The organism is Leptolyngbya sp. UWPOB_LEPTO1, from assembly GCF_017302695.1.
Classification (GTDB): domain Bacteria; phylum Cyanobacteriota; class Cyanobacteriia; order Leptolyngbyales; family Leptolyngbyaceae; genus Leptolyngbya; species Leptolyngbya boryana.
Genome location: NZ_JAFLCJ010000002.1, coordinates 393,628 through 412,954 on the forward strand (window position 1 = coordinate 393,628; position 19,327 = coordinate 412,954).

The window sequence follows — 19,327 nt, forward strand, 5'->3', positions numbered from 1 at the left end:
TAACGCAATGCAAATCGAGCTATGGAGTAGAGCGATTCGGTTCCCGTCCCACAATATAGCGAGAAGCAGCAACCTCACTGTTCAGAGGCGGCACTTGTCCCTTATTGACGAGAGCTTGATGGATAAAAGCTGCCATATCGCCACGAGTTGCAGGCTGATTCGGATTGAGAAGACGCTGCTGCGGATGATTCACCACAATCCCAGCACGAGTCACAGATGCGATCGCATCTCTCGCAAACTGTGGAATTTGATCTGCATCATCATAGTAACTGTTGAGGGTCTGGCTAGCAGGAACTGAAGTAGAATTTGCACTGGCAACCGTTTGGGATTGAGCAGGCTGAGCAGGTGGAGTTGCAGCCTTAGCAGGCGGAGTTGCAGTCTTAGCAGCACTCATCAGAGGCTGCATCAAGGTTAGAGCCGCGAACGGCAGTACGATCGGTCGCCGAGTTTGCTGTCTGGGAGTTTGTTGGGCAGAAGCTTGTTGGGCGGGAGCCTTCGCATTTTGAGCTTGCTGTGCCGTTGTAGCAGTACTCGGAACCCGCTGACTGAGTTCTAGATTTCGAGCAAGTGACGTGAGAACTTCAGCCCGTGTAACGGATTGTCTCGGGCGAAACGTCTTATCAGGATAGCCATTCATAAAGCCCATCTCATAAGCTTCTTCGATCGCAAGAGACGCCCAGTACCCACTCGGAACATCTCGATACGCACTGCCACTGGAAATCTGTCTTTCTCGGTTTTGGTTAAATGCTTCCCGGATAATTGCTGCAAATTCATCTCTTCCTACAGGACGAGTGGGACGAAATGTTCCATCTGGATAGCCCTGGAGAATATTACGCTGAGCAAGTGCATTAATAAAAGGCTGTGCCCAGTGCTTTTGAGTGTCAGGAAAGCTGCCTTGAGAATTCTGCTGAGCATTAGAAGTGGTATTTAGCGAAATCGTGATTCCTGCCGCTAAACATCCTGCTAATGGTAGATAGTAGAGTCTTCTAGACATAATTATTTTTGCCTGCAAAGTATGCCTTTCTTTGTAGCTCTTTTCGGATCAAATATTTTTCAATCTAAAGACTGAGTATTACGGCAAAATCTGAACTGGAAGGGTCTGTCGAAATTGCTACAGTCGATAGATCACCCGTTCTTTAGCTCTATTCCGATTACAGTATTCTGCCTCCCACTGTATGAAGAATCAGCTTAGCTTCGAGGCGCATACATCATGACTAGAACGCCCAGAAGCGCGAGCCAGCCTCCGAGCCAATCGTATCGATCAGGAGCAACTCGATCAACAAACCAGCCCCACAAGATAGATGAAACGATGAAAATCCCACCCTATGCTGCGTAGGCGCGACCGAAATTGGCAGGCTGTAACGTTGGAACCACACCATAAATCGCCAAAATGATCACGCCAATCACTGCTAGCCACGCACTTTTGCCTTCTCGGAGCCAAAGCCAAAAGAGATAACCGCCACCAATCTCACACAGTGCTGCGAGAACAAAGAAGAGTAAGGATTGAATCATGATTTGCAAGAATCGCTCATCAGTCTAGATGCCTCAATGAGTACAGCGCAAAATGAAATGGCTAGCAAGCATACGATCGCAATTCGGTTTTTAGATAAGCTCAAGCTATATAATAATTAATGATACATCATCCTGTTAAATATTAAATTGTGTAAAGTTTTTTACTTTCCCTACAGATTGTATTTTCTGATACAAATTTCTAAGGGGACTGTTCCTACCATGTGACGGAGGTTAAACCTTTGCAAGTATCCAAATGCTGATTTCAAGCAATTTGATGGATGGATCTTGATGACATCTATCAAGTTTATCTTGAAAACGTTTGAACATATTGCAGATTCGCGATAGGCATGTTTAACGATCGCGAATTGGGGCATCTAGCTGTGTCTGAAAGGTGCTTTCTGCTGATTTGTAAGGAACTGTGCGATCAAGGCTCTCCCGCAAGGGGTTGCCGGAGTCTTGGCCATTGCGCTGATACAATTCAGATTCACAGTTCGCGTCCCCTTCTCAGACCTTTCCTCACTGGAAAGCATTAGGGAGGGAGAGACGCTCACAATGTTCTAGAGGTTTCTCCCTTTCTGAGTCCTAGCTTCTCGGAGGTTTAGTGTCATGGAATTCCAAAATCTAAATGGTTTAGCTGGACAACAGGAAAACAATCAGTCATCGAGTAAGGAAAAGAAACACAAGAAACATAAAAAGAATAAACATCAGACCCATCCGCCTTCTGCCGAAAATCCATCAGAGCCTTTTGAAAGTGACCTTCCTGAGCAAAAAAAGCTCGGCAAGCAAGCTTACGAGCTAGAACTTGCACGTTTGCAGTGTGAGTTGGTCAAAATGCAGTACTGGATCAAGCACACAGGCTATCGTCTCGTGATCTTATTTGAAGGGCGCGATGCTGCTGGAAAAGGAGGAACCATTAAGCGCATTGTAGAACCGCTTAATCCTCGCGGTTGTGGCATTGTTGCACTGGGGACTCCCTCCGATCGTGAAAAAACACAGTGGTATTTTCAGCGCTATGTCGCACACTTGCCCGCAGCCGGAGAGATTATTTTGTTCGATCGCAGTTGGTACAACCGAGCAGGCGTTGAGCATGTGATGGGCTTTTGTACCGACGCTCAGTACACCGAATTTATGCAATCCTGCCCAGAGTTTGAGCGGATGATTGTACGATCGGGGATCATGCTGCTGAAGTATTGGTTTTCCGTCAGTGACGAAGAACAAGAACGGCGATTTCAATCGCGAACGGTCGATCCGGCTCGTCGTTGGAAGCTCAGTCCAATGGATCTCGAATCGCGCGATCGCTGGGTGGAATATTCCAAAGCAAAAGATACGATGTTTGCTCATACGAATATTCCTGAAGCTCCTTGGTTCACGGTCGAGGCAGATGACAAGAAACGGGCACGTCTCAACTGTCTCAGCCATATTTTGAGCAAGGTTCCTTACACCGATATGACCCCCGAAGCGCTGGAACTTCCTCCACGCCGCGCTGCCCCAGACGACTATGTGCGTCCCCCTCGCAACGAACAGTTCTTTGTTCCCCACGTTTACTAAGTTTTCCACTTTCTCAGGACAATCCCTATGAGCCACGAATTGCGTGTTAAAGCGATCTCTCAAGTTACCGATCGAGTTCCCCTTCCTCCGAAAGTTCCTGCTCGTCTAGAAGCAATCTGGGCAAGCGATGTGTTTACCTTGAGCAAGATGCAAGCTTGCTTACCCAAGGATGTCTTCAAATCACTCCAAAGCACAGTTAAAACCGGTGGGAAACTCGATGTTTCTGTCGCGGGTGTCGTTGCGGCAGCCATGAAAGATTGGGCAATCTCGAAGGGCGCACTGTATTATGCTCACGTCTTTTACCCACTCACGAATGCAACGGCTGAAAAGCACGATGGATTCATTTCCGTACAAAGTGATGGGTCTGTGATCTCAGAATTTACGGGCAAAGTGCTGGTTCAAGGTGAACCGGATGGCTCATCATTTCCGAATGGCGGACTGCGAGCCACCAATGCAGCACGCGGATACACGGCTTGGGATGTGACGAGTCCTGCCTATGTGATGGAAACCGATAACGGCGTGACCTTGTGCATTCCGACGGTGTTTGTCTCTTGGACAGGCGAAGCACTCGATAAAAAAACGCCGTTACTGCGCTCGATCGCTGCAATGAATAAAGCTGCGACTCGTGCCTTGAAACTGCTTGGCTACACGGATGTTGCTCCTGTCAACTCAAGCTGTGGTGCAGAGCAAGAGTATTTCTTAGTGGATGCTCACTTTGCTCACAATCGTCCAGATTTGCTCTTAACAGGTCGGACTTTGTTCGGCAAGCCTGCGGCAAAAGGTCAACAATTTGACGACCACTACTTCGGTGCAATTCCAGAGCGGGTTCAGGTCTTCATGCAGGACGTGGAAGAGAAACTATACCGACTGGGAATTCCCGCCAAAACTCGACACAACGAAGTCGCTCCTGGGCAGTTTGAAATTGCGCCCTTTTTTGAAGCAGCCAACGTTGCGAGTGATCACCAGCAGTTGATCATGACCATTCTCAAGACGACTGCTAAAAAGCATGGTTTTATGTGCTTACTGCATGAGAAGCCATTTGCAGGCGTGAATGGTTCAGGAAAGCACGTAAACTGGTCAGTCGGCAATCCCACTCAAGGGAATTTGCTAGATCCAGGTGATACACCGCACAAAAACCTCCAATTTCTGTTGTTCTGTGGCGCAGTGATTCGAGGAGTTCATACCTATGGCTCACTGTTACGAGCGGTTGTGGCAACGGCGAGTAACGATCACCGTCTCGGAGCAAATGAAGCTCCACCTGCCATCATTTCGGTCTATCTCGGCACGCAGCTCGAAGAAGTGTTTGAACAGATCGCCAAAGGTGAAGTCAAAGATTCGACCCACGGCGGAATGATGGATCTAGGAGTCGATACCTTACCGATATTTGCGAAAGATCCGGGCGATCGCAATCGTACGTCTCCCTTTGCTTTTACTGGCAACCGCTTTGAATTCCGTGCGGTTGGCTCGGGTCAATCTGTTTCGGGTCCCTTGGTCGCAATGAATACGATCTTGGCAGATTCGCTGTCCTGGGTATCTGACCAACTGGAAGCTGAACTGGCAAAAGGAACCGAATTGAGTGCAGCAGTGTTCACTGTGCTCAAAGAAGTGATGGACAAACATAGTGCTGTCATCTTTGGAGGAGACGGTTACTCTGAAGAATGGCATCGCATGGCAGTGGAAGAGCGCGGACTGCCGAATCTTCGGACAACTGCCGATGCCTTACCGGTGTTGAAAGATAAGGCGATCGAAGATCTCTTTGAGAAGGTTGGAGTGCTCACTCCTGTTGAACTTGAAAGCCGCTTTGATGTTTATGCGGAGCAATATATTCAATCGATCGAGGTTGAAGCGAAGCTCGTCGTAACCATGGCGAAAACGATCATTTACCCTGCGGCAGTCAGGTATCTAACAGATTTAGCAACTTCGATCTCAGCAATTAGCGGTATTGGCTTGACGCTTGAGAAAGACACGGCTGAAAAAGTGGCAGCTTTGATTCAATCGATGATGGATAACGTTAGTAAATTGAGTACAGCCATGAGTCAGCATGATTTTGAGAGTGTAGAGGCTCATATGCAGTACTGCTCTCAAACCATTCGTCCTTTAATGGATAAGGTGCGCGAGTATGCAGATGCCCTCGAAGGTGAAGTCGCAGATGATCTGTGGCCGATGCCGACTTATCAAGAGATGCTGTTTGTGAAATAGCTGATCGTTTTACCTAAGAAAAAGCCGCCTTCAATGAAGGCGGCTTTTTTCAACGCAATTGCACGATGGACAATGATACTCTTGGGCGACCTTAATCGACGGGGAGAATCATTCCTTCACGCGCTAACAAGCTATTGGGAAAGACCGATCTCACATCTGCTTCAATCTGATCCAACATGTCATCATCGTGATTCGGATCATGGTGGAACATCACTGCTTTTTTCACGCGTGCCGCATCTACGACTTTCAGTGCTTCTTGCCAGGTGGAATGTCCCCAACCGATTTTCGGAGCTTTGGGATCGTGATATTCCTCATCGGTATAGCAAGCGTCGTAGATCAAAATATCTGCATCACGAGCAAGATAGACCAAATCTTCATCAATGCGATCGGGATAATGTTCGGTATCGGTTGCATAAACAACAGTTTTACCGTTATAGGTGACGCGATAGCCGATCGCACTATTCGGATGATTTAACGGTCCGGTCTCAATGCGAATGCCGTCTAGGTCAATGACATCCCCCACCATCAGATCGGTGAATTTGAGATCGGACTTCATGATCTGCATCGGCACGGGAAAATTGGGGTCGTGCATTTGATCGCTGAGTCGCTTTTGCATCGTTGCGCCATTGGGAGCGATCGCACCATAGATGTGAAAGCAATTGCCAGGAATAAAGGCAGGAACGAAGAAAGGAAAGCCTTGAATGTGATCCCAGTGGGAATGGGAGAAAAACATGTGGGCTTCGACGGGCATCTGCTTGAGCATCGACTTGCCAAGAACTCGCAACCCAGTCCCGCCATCAAAAATCAAGCGTTTGCCACCAACTCGCATTTCAATACAGGATGTATTGCCACCATAGCGAACGGTTTCTTTTCCGGGAACGGCGATACTGCCTCGAACACCCCAAAAGTGAATGAAAAAATCGGAAGACTGGGTCATTGCTGGATTTGCGTTTACTTCAAGCGCTCATGAACTCGACTTCGGCAGATAAAACTATCTTTATTGTGTCGATTGCCACAAGCAGTTTGCGACAGAACCGTATGATTTGACGGTGGGAGGGTTGTCCCTACTTCTAAGCTACCCAACAGGTTTTCACGACTACCAAGTTGACATGAATTATAGACGCAGATATAAAAAAAGGCTGAGGAATTTTCCTGAGCCTTGTAATCTACGTAAATTTACGGAATCTAGATTGCAGCTTTAATGCATTTTTCAACCAGTGGCATCACTTTATCCACATCTTGCCAACCGAGAATTTCGGTGACTTTTTTCTCCAGATTTTTGTAGGTTCTAAAGAATTCTGCCACTTCGTCTAAACGATGAGAGGCAATATCATTGAGTGATTTGACGTTTGCGTACCGAGGATCTTTGTCGGGAACGCAGAGAATCTTTTCATCGCGATCGCCACCATCAATCATCTCTAACATGCCGATCGGACGGGCTGCGATCACGCATCCAGGGAAAGTGGGCTGATCCATAATCACCATGCCGTCGAGCGGATCGCCATCGTCCGCGAGGGTATTGGGGACGAAGCCGTAATCGAAGGGGTACATGACCGAGGCATACAGAACGCGATCGAGGGCGAAGGCATTGAGATCTTTGTCAAATTCGTATTTGTTTTTGCTGCCTGCGGGAATTTCGATCAAGACGTTAATTAAGCCCGGTTTGGGTTGGGCGGGAATGCGTGATAAATCCACTGCGTTTCTCCAAGCTAAACAGTTTTACCATTCTGAATTGTAGGGGAGAGCGGTTCACGCCAAGAAGAGTTTGTAGGCGGGATTTTGATTTTCGTCCCAATATCGATAGTGAATCGTATCGAGAAAAGCTTGCCAGTCTTCCATTTCATGCGGTGGGACTTGAATTCCGAGTACAATTCTCCCGTAGTCGGCTCCGTGATTGCGGTAGTGAAAGAGGCTGATGTTCCAGTCTGGACGCATTGAGGTAAGAAATTTGATCAAGGCTCCTGGACGTTCGGGAAATTCAAATCGGTATAAAACCTCGTTCTCTGCCAAAGCAGAGCGACCTCCGACCATGTGCCGCAGATGCAGTTTCGCAAATTCATCATCCGTGAGATCCAGCGTCTTGAATCCATTCGATTCAAAAGTTGTGACCATTTGAGCCGCATCAGAGCGCCCTGAAACCTGCATCCCAACGAAAATGTGAGCGATTTTCTCATCAGCAATTCGGTAATTGAATTCAGTAATACTTCTTCCCCCGAGAAGATCGCAGAATTTTCTTAAACTGCCGCGCTCTTCGGGAATGGTGACGGCAAAAATGGCTTCTCGGCGTTCTCCCAGTTCTGCACGTTCGGCAACAAATCTCAGACGATCGAAGTTCATATTCGCCCCACAAGCGACCGCGACAAGAGTTTGTCCGGTCATTTGTTCGCGTTCGACATAGGCTTTCATTGCCGCGATCGCTAATGCCCCCGCAGGTTCAAGAATCGATCGGGTGTCTTCAAAGACATCTTTAATCGCCGCACAAGTGTCATCGGTATCGACCAAAATCATGTCATCCACATACTGCTGGCACAGCCGAAACGTTTCGGCTCCCACTTCTCGCACGGCAACCCCATCCGCAAACAGTCCGACATTCGGCAATTTGATCCGATGTCCCGCCTTAAGAGATTGAGTCATCGCATCTGCATCGACTGGTTCAACTCCGATGATTTTTGTCTCTGGGCGCAATCGTTTGATATAAGCTGCAATGCCTGAAATCAGCCCGCCCCCACCGATCGCGACAAAGACCGCATGAATTGGTTGCTGATACTGCCGCAGAATTTCCATGCCGATCGTGCCTTGTCCCGCGATCACATCGGGATCGTCGAAAGGATGCACAAACGTCAGTCCTTTTTCGGCTTCTAATTGACGGGCATACGCATACGCATCGTCGTAGGTGTCTCCGTGTAGAACGACTTCTCCACCACGCGATCGCACAGCATCAATTTTCACTTGCGGTGTGGTGACAGGCATGACAATGATTGCCGTTGTGCCTAAGCGCTTTGCACCCAGAGCAACACCTTGCGCATGATTTCCCGCTGAGGCAGCAATGACACCCTGCGCTAAGATCTCTGGCGAGAGTTGCGCCATTTTGTTGTAAGCTCCGCGCAGTTTGAAAGAAAAAACAGACTGCATGTCTTCGCGTTTGAGCAAGACTCGATTGTTCAACCGAGCAGAGAGATTCGGAGCAAATTCTAACGGCGTTTCTTGTGCAACATCGTATACACGGGCATTGAGAATGCGTTCTAGGTAGTCACCGGACATAAAGATGCGGGGAGGAAAGGGGTTGGATTCTTATTTTACGGGTAGAAGTCAACGAATTTATTTGCCGTTTGAGGGCAACCGAACTTTGAAACTCGGTTTGAAATCACTCAGGGTAGAAGACTGGATCGAAATTGATGATCAGTTTGAGTCGTATTTGCAGCGAAAAGCAAAGTTACTAGAAACGAACTATTCAGAAGTATTCGCGAGTTTAGCAGGGAGCGAGGCTGCACAGCGGGAAGTTCTCGATCGCTTACTCGATCATCTCTTGCATTACTTTCCTGATTTTTATCAGCGAATCGGCGATCGCATTACAATTCGGCTTACGGATCAAACTTGGCAAATCTCTGAATTTGAAAATCCTTTAGATTTAGCCGGTCGCTTAGTTCAAGAAGACCTGTGTGTGATGCAAAAGCATGAGAATCAGTATTTTCTGAGTGCAGCATCACTTTGTTTTCCGTCCCGGTGGCGATTGAGAGACAAACTTGGACGACCTTTAGTCGAGATTCACCAACCTGTGCCTGACTATCCAGAGCAGTTAGAACATCCGGTCGATCGGTTCTTCGATCGCTTAAAGCCTGAATTTCCTGGCGTTCGATTGAATTGGAGCATTGTGGATACGCCAGAGCTATTTTTGGGATATCAAAGCGAGTCACACAATACAGGAGAGCATTTATGGATTCGGGTTGAACGGCAAACTCTGCGAAGATTTGAGCATAGTATTTTGTTTGGGATTCGCACCTATCGTTATCCGATCGAGATTTTGAAAGCGTATCCCGAATTGGCGAAGGGACTTGCTGAGAATGTGCGATCGCTGTCGCCAGAAATGCAGCTTTACAAGAACATTCAGCCAATTCGAGACAGGCTTTTGAGGGAACTTAACTTGGATTAATCATTTGCTCTGGACGCACGAATTGATCGAATTCTTCTCCCGTGAGCAATCCGAGTTCAATACAAGCTTGACGCAAAGTAGAGTTCTCCTTGTAAGCTTTGTAAGCAACTTTGGCAGCGTTATCGTATCCAATCTTGGGATTCAAAGCTGTCACAAGCATCAAGGAGTTTTCCAAAAAATGATTGATGCGATCGCGATTCGGCACAATTCCCACAACCATGTGATCGGTAAACGAAGAGCACGCATCAGAAAGAATGCGAATCGAATGAATCAAATTATGAATCAACACAGGCTTGAACACATTTAGCTCAAAGTTACCTTGGCTTGCTGCAATCGCGATCGCACTATCGTTGCCCATAACTTGCACACAGACCATTGTCATTGCCTCGCATTGAGTCGGATTGACCTTACCAGGCATAATCGATGATCCAGGCTCATTCGCAGGTAACACTAATTCTCCTAATCCACAGCGAGGACCTGACCCCATCCAGCGCAGATCATTGGCGATTTTCATCAACGCACAAGCGAGCGTTTTAATCGCTCCGCTCGTAAAGACGATCGCATCATGAGCCGCTAAGGCCGCAAACTTATTCGGGGCACTGACAAAAGGAAGTCCGGTTAATTCTGCAATTTTACTTGCCGATCGCACTGCAAACTCAGGATGGGTATTGATTCCAGTTCCAACTGCAGTTCCACCAATCGCAAGCTCATACAATCCGGGTAGGGTTGCTTCGATTCTGGCGATCGCTTGATCCAACTGTGCCACATAGCCGGAGAACTCTTGACCTAAAGTTAAAGGCACAGCATCCATCAAATGAGTCCGCCCAATTTTAATGATGTCCTCAAACTCATTGGATTTACTTTGCAACGCATCGCGCAACTTTTTAATCATCGGGAGCAATCGTTGATGAATCGCTTCTGCTGCGGCAATATGCATTGCAGTTGGGAATGTATCGTTTGAGGATTGAGACATATTGACGTGATCATTCGGGTGAATGGGAGTTTTACTTCCCAACTCTCCGCCCGCTATCTCGATCGCACGATTCGAGATTACCTCATTCGCATTCATATTGGTTTGCGTTCCACTTCCGGTCTGCCAGACCGACAAGGGAAAATGATCATTGAGCTTGCCAGCAATCACTTCATCAGCGGCTTGAATCATCAATGTTGCTTTTTCCGCAGGGAGCTTGCCTAAGTCTTGATTGACGATCGCGGCAGCTTTTTTCAAAATGCCAAATGCCCGAATCAGTTCTGTCGGCATTTTGTCTTGTCCGATTGCGAAATACGTGAGCGATCGCTGAGTTTGCGCTCCCCAATAGCGATCGCACTCGACCGCGATCGCGCCCATACTATCTGTTTCTGTCCGAGTCGTTAAATCCACACTGAGTTTCTCCGCCGTAATCGTAGGACATTCCACCACCTGTCCAATTTATCATCCCAAAAACGGTTGACCGATTTACGCTAGAAGAAAGACATTTCTAGTGCTCAATCATGCCTCTCAATCCCGTCATTTTCGTTCACGGCATCACCGATACCTTTGCTCTCTTCGACCCGATGACACAGTACCTAGAGCGTTCAGGATGGCAGACTTATGGATTAGACTTGATTCCAGCCAATGGAGATAGCCACCTTGATCTCTTAGCAAAACAACTTGCAGCCTATATCGAAGCCACCATTCCCGCCGATCAACAGATTGATCTCGTTGGCTTTAGCATGGGTGGACTGGTCAGTCGCTATTACGTTCAGCGCTTGGGTGGTATTAGCCGAGTGCAGCGATTTATCACGATTTCTACACCGCACAATGGCACACTTGCAGCCTATCTTTCTCAACGCCCTGGCTGCATACAGATGCGCCCCAACAGCGATTTTTTGCGTGATTTGAATCAAGATGTGCAAATGCTCGATCGCATTAATTTCACTTCGATTTGGACACCTTTGGATGGCATTATCGTTCCAGCAAATAGCTCTGTTCTTCCCGTTGGAGAAGCGATTCAAATCAAAGTTCCGCTTCATGCGTGGATGGTGACTGATCCACGATCGATGACACTGGTTGCCGAAGCCCTGAGAAAGCCACTTGAGAAAGCCAGTTCACCATTGACAACCTATTGATTCAGCCAATGATTTAATTCTCCACTCAGCCACTCACTAAACAAAGTCGAGAGAATCTCTTTGCGAATTTCAGGAGTCAGTTGAGCGGGAATAAACTCTTCGACTAATAAAAGATGAAACCCTTGATCAGTCTGAATGGGACGCACCACTTCTCCTGGGGTCGCACCAAATGCTGCCGCTGCGATTTCTGGTTTCAAATTCCAACGATATACGGCTCCTTCATACCCACACTGATATCGCCGTTTACTATCCATATCGTAAAGGTGAGCCGCTTCATAAAAACTAATTTCTCGTTCCTCGGTTTGATAAAAAACTTCTCGAGCCACATGCTCGTAAGGAACAAGAACTTGATACAGAATTACCCGCTCAAAATTCAGGCGATTCTGGGCGAAAAAACCTTCAACTTGCTGCCCAAATAGCGTCTCTTTTAATTTTTGGGTGAGTAGTCGATCGCGGATGCCCGCTTCCCAATCTTCAACTGTAATTTGCTGCTCTGCCAGCCAAGCTAATGTATCAGTGGCACGCTCTAGCCGTAGGTCACGTCGGATGAGATCGGCCTCTGCTTGGATTTCCTCAGGCGAGACAAAAATCTCACGCTCACGAGCCGTTTGATCAATAATTTTTTGAGTGAAAATCGCCTGACACACTTCTTTGAATTGCAGGTTCTTCTTCAAGTAACCAACAATCTCATCAGGTTGAATCGAAGAGTATGACGAGGAAACCATGCCGTTTTCAATCTGAATAAACATCACTGAACCTGTAGAGTTGAAAGAATAATTGAAGGATCTATCCAGCCTTCTACAGTAGGAATTAATTTTACCGACTGATGGAGGCAGGGCGATTGTGTATTGAGACGGAATTATTCGCGATCGCTTTCATGATCGTTTATACAAGAGATGAAATGAGATGATTGAGACTCAAGCAGCCCTGAAGATGTATCAAGCTAAACGATCAAATAAGGCTTTTTAGCTAGTGTAGGGATTGAAAAAAATTAGATGTTGCCATTTTGGCTAATTCTGCTAACAAAGCTTTGCCATTCTCTCGATGTGGGCTATTGAGTAGAATGTGCCAAATTGGCAATTTGTTTCAACGAACACCTGCTTAGATTGTAAAAATAGCTTTATCTGTGAGATATATCCTATGCAGATCAACGATTTGAACTATTTAGAACATGTTCTAGACGTCAAGACAATTTCAGGAGGAGTTATTGTCGGTGTAACGGCTGACGCATCCGCTACCGGAGATTCAAGCTTCACCCTAACTGATACCAGAACTAAAGTGAAAGAATTGGGAAATGGAGGATCTATCGGAAAAGGCAGTGGGATAGCAGTTGCGACCGGAACCGATTCGCTGGCTGGAGTTGATCTCTTTGGCTCGGGAGACAAGGTGATCGAGAAGACAAAAGTAAAATACTTTTCAAACAAAGACACGATGATTGTTAAGGGTAAAATCCTGGTCATCGATAAACCTTAGTCTCAAGCTCCTGATTGACTGACAAATCTTTCTCATCTCGCATGGCTTGCACGCGATCGCATTGCTCCGCACGAGGTTGAAACCCCGTGCTCATCGAACGAAGTCTCTGAAGAGACTGTATTCCTAAGCCATTAGCTGGGTTCAGGAGTCCCTTTAGGGAGTTCGCATGGTTAGCACCGGGTTTTGAATCCGGTGCGGGACAGAAACGCAGCCAAGATGATGTTCAACGTTTTGTCAGTTACCCAGTTCAAGCTCTCAAGCTTTTTGATTTTCTTTAATTTTGATAGGGGCGAGAGTATCTCACCCCTACTTTTTTGCTACTGTTTTGCACAACTGACCTTAATTTTGACGTTGCCCTGATCTTGCAATGCAAGTCGTAGATGATTGCGAACCTCAACTAAATCGGGTCGTAAGGTAATTGCCTGCCGATAAGATTCGATCGCGCTCTTTAAATCACCCGCTTGCCGCTGAGCATTCCCTAATTCGTAGCTGAGTGCAGCATAACGAGCTTGATCATCAATCGATAATTTGTTCTGAGCATGAAGCACAGCAGCAATACCCAACTCGGCTTGAAGATTATCAGGTTGAAGTGTCTGTACTTTTTGATAAGCCGCGATCGCGTCTTCCCATCTTTTCTGTTTTTGCAAGACAAGCCCCAGAGCAAGGTAAGCTTCTACCAGTTCTGGATTCATCGCGATCGCTTGCTGATAGCATTCAATAGCACCGGTATCATCCCCCACCTGTTGGCACTCGTCGCCTAACTCATAATTGACTGTTGCATAATGCACCTGCTGGTCTAATGGGAGCGTCCCCTGAGCATAAAAAGCATTTGCTAGACAAACGGCGATTTCACGAACCTCCGGCTGAAGCGCCTGTGCTCTTTGATAAGCTGCGATCGCGTCTTCCCAGCGCTCTTGTTTTTGTAGAGCACGCCCCAGAGTATAGTAAGCTTCAGCTAACTCTGGGTTCATGGTGATTGCTTGCTGGTAATATGCGATCGCGACCTTTAAGTCGCCTGCTTGTTGGCGTTTGTTGCCCAAAGTAGCATTGATGACAGCATAGTGCTCCTGTTGTTCCGGGGGTAATGTGCCCTGAGCGTAAAGTGCATTCGCCCAAATCACTTCTGCTTCAATCGAATCCGGTTTCAGTTCACGAGCCGTTTGATAACAAGCGATCGCATCGTCCCATTTGTTCTGCTGCTGTAAGGCATAGCCCAGATTGTGATAGAGAGCAAATGCAACATTAGAGGATTGAGGTTGAAGCATTAAAGCTTGCCGATACACCTTTTCTGCTTCTAGTAACTGCTCTTGAATTTGGTACAAGTTTCCTAAACTAAACCAAGCTCTGACATCGTTCGGCTGTAGCTGTAGCAAACTTCTAAAACACTCCTCGGCAGTTGGATAATCTCCCTGGTGATGCATCACCACTCCTAAGTTATACAGAGCTTCTGGATATTGAGGTTGCACCCTTAGAATCTGGCGGTATGCTTGCTCAGCCTGACTCAGTTGATTCGTCTGTTGGTAACTTGCTGCAATTTGAAGTGCTTTAGGAATCAGCCGAACATTTAACGGCTGAATTGGATTGAGCAAGTGCTTACGCTCGATCGCAACGATCTTAATTCGCCGCTCTTTCGCGCCAAAAGAAAACTTATACGCTTCATTGCCCAGCAGAAAGTCATAGACTTGAAACCCCTTCTGAATCGCATCCCGAATCGCGTCAGCATGGAGAATGATTCCTGGAGCTAGATCTTTCACAGTATCATCGCGTCCGCCGAGCAAAAACAAAACCGTTTTATGACTCCAATCTAAGAGATTTGCGATCGCGCCGAGTGGCTTTTCTCCCTGCCATAGCGCAGACAAAGACAAGGCTTGATGCTCAAAGCAATGCCGCAATGTATGCCCAATCTTATCCAAAATCTTCTGGCATTGATCCGCCCCTTTTCTGCTTTCCCAGTTTGATCTCCAGAGTTCCAAAAGTACCTCAAGATGATCCTCAAAATTATCTGCGTTGGCATAGGTCAAATGGAATTCAGAAGAATCCTCAATTTTTCTGAAAAAGCGTCTGATTTTGTGCCGAGTATTTGAGCTAACAACGGTCTGAAGATACTGTTCCCAGGTGCCTGGCAAATCAATATATGGAACAATGTTATTGTCGATATGATCTAAGTCACTAACGTAGCATCGTTCCTTCAATTCAAATCCTTCTGTCAGAAACTCCTTCAAAATTAGGCTAATTCTTCCCTCGATCGTCGCAATATTATCTAGCTCAAAAGTCCACCATTCTTCTTGTTGAAGAAATGCAGCAAACGCAGAGCTTACAGCTATTTCATATTCAGGCAAACAGATAAATCCAACATGGTCTGCATCAGCTACTCCTGCCATCACAAGTTCACTATGAAATGATCCATCTGGATTCTCAAGTGCTGTAAGGTATAGCGGAAAAAATGCGACATACTCTGAACCGCGACTCCTTGATTTGGCTGCTAATATAAACCACGATTCATGAAACTGATCATACCGTTTCAGTACTCCAGATAGCCAGATCCAAGATGAGAAGAATCGAGCCTGATGATCAGCATTGTATATGGATTCCCAGGTATTTCTAATCGTCTGAAAAATTTCAAAATCATCAATAATGTCAATTTCTATGTCTTCCATATCTGGTTTCTCCTGAAATTGTTTATCAACAATCAATATTTCTGCCGCCGCCAAGGATTTTAGCAATCAAAAAATGTATCGATGTGCCATTCTGGCAGAATTCAATCTCATAAATGTAATGTCGAAAAAAATTACTAAAACACAAACAAAACTGCCAAAATGGCAACCTCTAAAAAACGCATCCTTTATCTTATAAATATCAACTCAAACAACAGAGTTGAAACAACTAAGAAACAAAAATTCCAAGGAGAAATCCAATGATTATTTCTGATCTCAACTACTTAGAAACCGCTCAAACAGAAGTTCTCGGTGGCTTTACTTATCCCTCTGTCTCCTTCAAAGAAACCGTAAAAATCAACAAATACATCAACTCGAAAGTCAATCTGAAAGGTAACGTCGCTACTGCTGAATCTGATGCAGAAGCTTATGGAAAAGACAGTTTGGCTCAGATTTTCACCTATACGAAAACTACGCCTTACTCGTCTTATTCGAGCGGTACTTCTATCTCTGCTTCCAACTAGAACTCAATTAATTATTGAGTGACTAGTTTAAGGTAGGGCAACCATGGAATCTCTCCGTTGTTGCCCTACCTTAATTTGTTTTGTTCTGCCTTAAGCTTTTTGCACGAATGATTAAATTGAAAAATTTAAGGGCGATATTGTCGTACCAAAATTGCTTGTGCAAATTGCATAGTATTGGAGGAAAAAGAATGACTTGTTTGATGATCACTGATCTAGACTATCGCGTAGACTCGACTGTGAAAGAGAGCATTCATGGCGGCGTCAGTGTGAGCGTCAGTACCACAACTTACAGCACGAAGAATTTTACTTATGCGAATGCGAATGCAGGTGCAAGTGGTTCAATGACCTATACTTCCACAAAAACATCCACACGGATTAATAACGTTGGCTATTTATATTCCAGCAATGCAAATGCAGATGCCTATGCGCTAGCCGCAGCGCAATACAATACCGCGATCGCGCGATCAAATAGCACCTCGATCTATGTCAGTGTGTCGAACAAATAGCAATCAAATGCAGTAAAGTTGAGGATACCGAAAGATGAGCCAGCACAAGATCTTGATTCGACGAATTATTTCAACTGATGGGCGATCGAGAGCCGAAGCTAGAAGTGAGGTGATTCTCTCAGACCCCACAACGGTTTCCCATCAATCTGTCAGCATCAGCGTCTCTTCGGCAGAAACGAGCCAAAGCGCAAGTAGTCGCTCTACAAGTTGCTCCAACAGTTCTTCAGCATCGAGCTAGTAAATTCAATCTAATCATACAGAAAACACAACACGAGTTCCGTGTTGTGTTTTTACTAGGTCGTAATTAGATTTAGAATGGGAAACTGGCTGTCAAGCTCCGAGCAGAGGCGAAAGAGACAACCGGAGATGTGCCGAAGTTTAGAGCCAAGATTGTTCTAGACTTGCCATCTGCTGTCGCCATTGTTGTGCTAGAGACTGCAAGATTTGGATTACCAGGGAGAGAGAGGCTGATACCTTGAGGTGAATTTGCTAGCTTTGTGCTCCACAGCTCTGTACTACCCTGTTTCAGAGAAAGCGTGTTGTCCTCACTCAGTGAAAGGGTCAGGATACCGTCATTCGCTTGTAGAGCACCAAAAATATCTGATGAGTGATCCAGAATTTCAAGATGAGACAAGTCGCGAATCAGCATATAAATACTCCTTATTTGCCAGTATTCTAGTCAGTTGTCAACAGAGAAGCCTGCCATTTTGGCACCTTATTCACGGGCAAGTCGTTGCATTGACCCAACCATTGTTCTAAGGTTGCAAATGTTCCGCCTTTAATTCGAGTTCGAGGCTCACTCACGACTTCCAAGTAATTCAAATCCTTGATCGGATTCGGTTGCTGCGGATTTGAAGCAGGGGTTTGAGCTTGCTTTTGCCCTGCTTGATAGTGATCCTTCATAATCCGGTTATAGGTTCTGTAGGGAATGTAGTGGAGCGGATTATAGCCACCAAACTGCAAAATTAAAACACAAGCCCACGAATATTTTCCTGCTAAGATCGCTTCAATCACTTGGTTAAATTGCTCAGTTTCCATGACGCGATCGAGCGATGCGCTCGAATTTCTAAAGCCTTGTTGAGTCATGCTTTTCACCTTTTTTATATCCTAGTCAGATCTTAAAATCACTGGATCACGTTGTTGCTTGCCTGAAGCTTTTTCAGAGGATCAAACAATAAATCGACAATGCGCCGCTGCCGAGTCACAATCTCAGCCGTCGCAGTTTGCCCTGCCTTAAACAAAACTTTCTGTTGATCTTTGGTAATGTAGGAGCGTTCTAATTCCACTTCGATTTGGTACACGCGTCCCAAGCGTTCGTCGGGTTGAGCGTCGGGAGAAATTTTCGCAACATGTCCAGTAACAATGCCATAGTCCTGATACGGATAAGCATCAAGCTTCACCTGTACAGGCATCCCTACTTTGACAAACCCTGCTTCTTGGTTTGGAAGGACTGCAGATAAGATCAGTGGCTTTTGGGCTGGAGAAATCTCTGCGATCGCTTGTCCCAGTTGGACGACTTCTCCAGGATGTCGCAGACTCAGTGCAGAAACAATACCACTCGTCGGTGCGTATAAGTAACGTTCCCGAAGTTTAGAATTTGCTGCTGCAATCAAGGTTTGTAGCTCACTAATTCTTGCTTGAATCTGAGAGAGTTTGATTTCGAGTTGGCGCACTTGCTGGTTCGACTGTTGTTGCAGTTCTGCTTGTTCTGCTTGTTTTTGTGCGATTCCTGCATTCAGGCGCTCGATATCTTCTACTGATCGTTGCAAGGTTCCTTGCTGCTCCGTGATCGTTCGTTGGCGATCACGTAACCCTTGTTGGACTTGAAAAACTTGTTCTTGCGCGATCGCGCCTGCTTCTACTAAAGGTTGGAATCGCTTCAGCCGAGTTTCCTGAGCGATCGCATCTTCATTCAGTTGATCCAGTAATTGTTGAGTAGTCGCAATATTGGTTTTACCTTGGGAAATTTCGACCTGCTGCGCTCTCATTTCAGCGTGCATCGCATCTAAACGGCTCTCTGCCTGAAGCTGAACTTGAGCCAGTAAAGATTGAGTCTGACTCCACTCGATCTGGGCTGCGGTTCTTTCTTTCTCTAACCGTTCTACTTCATGATTGGCTTGTTCATTATCCAGTTCCATCATGACTTGTCCAGCTTTCACAGGCTTCCCTTCCTCAACTAAGATGCGAGAAACCTTGCCTGTCTCAGTCGGATTGACTTTATACACGCTACCTCTGGGAATCAGCCTGCCCTGAGCGCGAGCGACTTCATTGATCTGACCAAACCAAGCCCAAGATGCAAAACAAATCGAAAATACCGCACCTCCTACCATCAGACGCAGGGGCAATGTAGAAGGAGGTTGATCGAGCACCGCTTCTAAAGGGGCAGACCAGTGAGAATGGGCGGAACCTGAGGGTTTGGGAAAGGAATTCTCCGTCTGTTGATCATGCTGTTGATCATTGACTGGAGAACCTTGGTTGTGAGGGGCAAGCTGAACCATAGAGTATGCCTCGTAGAGTCATAGTATTCAGATAGGACAAATCTTGTGAGAACTAACCCTAAAACGTCGATCATCTTAGTCATTAGGGTGCTGCTTTTCAAGTGTTAGTAAACACACCTTGCGGAAACTTTTCAGACCTTCTTCAGCATTGGAA

At 46.2% G+C, this 19,327-nt stretch carries 18 protein-coding genes and 1 pseudogene; 8 read left to right on the plus strand and 11 right to left on the minus strand.

The window, feature by feature from the left end; genetic code table 11:
* Positions 1-19: 19 nt before the first annotated feature.
* Positions 20-994, minus strand: coding sequence for an S-layer homology domain-containing protein (locus tag J0L70_RS04755; protein ID WP_287453299.1), 975 nt, complete (start codon positions 992-994; stop codon positions 20-22).
* A 194-nt stretch (positions 995-1,188) separates the two neighbouring features.
* Positions 1,189-1,512, minus strand: a pseudogene (locus J0L70_RS04760) (YnfA family protein).
* Between the two features lie 606 nt (positions 1,513-2,118).
* Between J0L70_RS04760 and ppk2 the strand changes: the two are divergent.
* Positions 2,119-3,060: a polyphosphate kinase 2 gene (gene ppk2, locus J0L70_RS04765; protein ID WP_017287623.1), complete on the plus strand. Its 942-nt coding sequence runs from the start codon at positions 2,119-2,121 to the stop codon at positions 3,058-3,060.
* Positions 3,061-3,087: 27 nt separating this feature from the next.
* Positions 3,088-5,259 carry a glutamine synthetase III family protein gene (locus J0L70_RS04770; RefSeq protein WP_190652193.1) on the plus strand — a complete coding sequence of 724 codons (2,172 nt, stop codon included), beginning with the start codon at positions 3,088-3,090 and terminating at the stop codon, positions 5,257-5,259.
* A 91-nt stretch (positions 5,260-5,350) separates the two neighbouring features.
* Here the strand turns inward: J0L70_RS04770 and J0L70_RS04775 are convergent, their stop codons facing one another.
* From J0L70_RS04775 to ilvA, 3 genes are all read right to left on the minus strand, one after another.
* Entirely contained in the window at positions 5,351-6,196 is an 846-nt protein-coding gene (locus J0L70_RS04775; RefSeq protein WP_017287621.1) for an MBL fold metallo-hydrolase, read from the minus strand.
* A 248-nt stretch (positions 6,197-6,444) separates the two neighbouring features.
* A complete protein-coding gene (locus J0L70_RS04780; RefSeq protein WP_017287620.1) occupies positions 6,445-6,954 on the minus strand; it encodes an inorganic diphosphatase in 510 nt (169 codons plus the stop codon).
* Between the two features lie 54 nt (positions 6,955-7,008).
* A complete protein-coding gene (gene ilvA, locus J0L70_RS04785; RefSeq protein WP_017287619.1) occupies positions 7,009-8,520 on the minus strand; it encodes a threonine ammonia-lyase, biosynthetic in 1,512 nt (503 codons plus the stop codon).
* Positions 8,521-8,524: 4 nt separating this feature from the next.
* Here ilvA and J0L70_RS04790 point away from each other — a divergent pair, with 4 nt between their 5' ends.
* Positions 8,525-9,409, plus strand: coding sequence for a heme-dependent oxidative N-demethylase family protein (locus J0L70_RS04790; protein WP_287453301.1), 885 nt, complete (start codon positions 8,525-8,527; stop codon positions 9,407-9,409).
* Here J0L70_RS04790 and fumC read toward each other — a convergent pair.
* The gene (gene fumC, locus J0L70_RS04795; protein WP_287453302.1) at positions 9,396-10,826 is read right to left on the minus strand and encodes a class II fumarate hydratase; all 1,431 of its coding nucleotides are present in this window, start codon (positions 10,824-10,826) and stop codon (positions 9,396-9,398) included. The genes J0L70_RS04790 and fumC overlap by 14 nt on opposite strands.
* Before the next feature lie 74 nt (positions 10,827-10,900).
* Here fumC and J0L70_RS04800 point away from each other — a divergent pair, with 74 nt between their 5' ends.
* On the plus strand, positions 10,901-11,518 hold the full coding sequence (locus J0L70_RS04800; RefSeq protein ID WP_190652189.1) for an esterase/lipase family protein: 618 nt from the start codon (positions 10,901-10,903) through the stop codon (positions 11,516-11,518).
* Here the strand turns inward: J0L70_RS04800 and J0L70_RS04805 are convergent.
* Complete coding sequence (locus J0L70_RS04805; RefSeq protein ID WP_287453303.1) at positions 11,512-12,267, minus strand: peptidylprolyl isomerase; 756 nt, start codon at positions 12,265-12,267, stop codon at positions 11,512-11,514. The two genes, J0L70_RS04800 and J0L70_RS04805, sit on opposite strands and share 7 nt — an antisense overlap.
* A gap of 391 nt (positions 12,268-12,658) precedes the next feature.
* Here J0L70_RS04805 and J0L70_RS04810 point away from each other — a divergent pair, with 391 nt between their 5' ends.
* Complete coding sequence (locus J0L70_RS04810) at positions 12,659-12,991, plus strand: hypothetical protein (RefSeq protein WP_287453304.1); 333 nt, start codon at positions 12,659-12,661, stop codon at positions 12,989-12,991.
* Positions 12,992-13,308: 317 nt separating this feature from the next.
* On the opposite strand, the gene J0L70_RS04815 is transcribed toward J0L70_RS04810, so the two are convergent.
* Positions 13,309-15,648, minus strand: a complete 2,340-nt coding sequence (locus J0L70_RS04815) for a GNAT family N-acetyltransferase (RefSeq protein ID WP_287453305.1) — start codon at positions 15,646-15,648, stop codon at positions 13,309-13,311.
* 257 nt (positions 15,649-15,905) lie between these two features.
* Between J0L70_RS04815 and J0L70_RS04820 the strand changes: the two genes are divergently transcribed.
* From J0L70_RS04820 to J0L70_RS04830, 3 genes are all read left to right on the plus strand, one after another.
* Positions 15,906-16,169 carry a hypothetical protein gene (locus J0L70_RS04820; RefSeq protein WP_287453306.1) on the plus strand — a complete coding sequence of 88 codons (264 nt, stop codon included), beginning with the start codon at positions 15,906-15,908 and terminating at the stop codon, positions 16,167-16,169.
* A gap of 188 nt (positions 16,170-16,357) precedes the next feature.
* Positions 16,358-16,675, plus strand: a complete 318-nt coding sequence (locus J0L70_RS04825) for a hypothetical protein (protein WP_017287611.1) — start codon at positions 16,358-16,360, stop codon at positions 16,673-16,675.
* A 34-nt stretch (positions 16,676-16,709) separates the two neighbouring features.
* Entirely contained in the window at positions 16,710-16,913 is a 204-nt protein-coding gene (locus J0L70_RS04830) for a hypothetical protein (RefSeq protein WP_287453307.1), read from the plus strand.
* 72 nt (positions 16,914-16,985) lie between these two features.
* Here J0L70_RS04830 and J0L70_RS04835 read toward each other — a convergent pair whose 3' ends face one another.
* From J0L70_RS04835 to J0L70_RS04845, 3 genes are read right to left on the minus strand one after another with little or no spacing between them, the layout of a single operon-like run.
* Complete coding sequence (locus J0L70_RS04835; RefSeq protein WP_017287610.1) at positions 16,986-17,324, minus strand: hypothetical protein; 339 nt, start codon at positions 17,322-17,324, stop codon at positions 16,986-16,988.
* 26 nt (positions 17,325-17,350) lie between these two features.
* On the minus strand, positions 17,351-17,761 hold the full coding sequence (locus tag J0L70_RS04840) for a HetP family heterocyst commitment protein (RefSeq protein ID WP_287453308.1): 411 nt from the start codon (positions 17,759-17,761) through the stop codon (positions 17,351-17,353).
* 38 nt (positions 17,762-17,799) lie between these two features.
* On the minus strand, positions 17,800-19,173 hold the full coding sequence (locus J0L70_RS04845) for an HlyD family type I secretion periplasmic adaptor subunit (protein ID WP_287453309.1): 1,374 nt from the start codon (positions 19,171-19,173) through the stop codon (positions 17,800-17,802).
* Between the last annotated feature and the right edge of the window lie 154 nt (positions 19,174-19,327).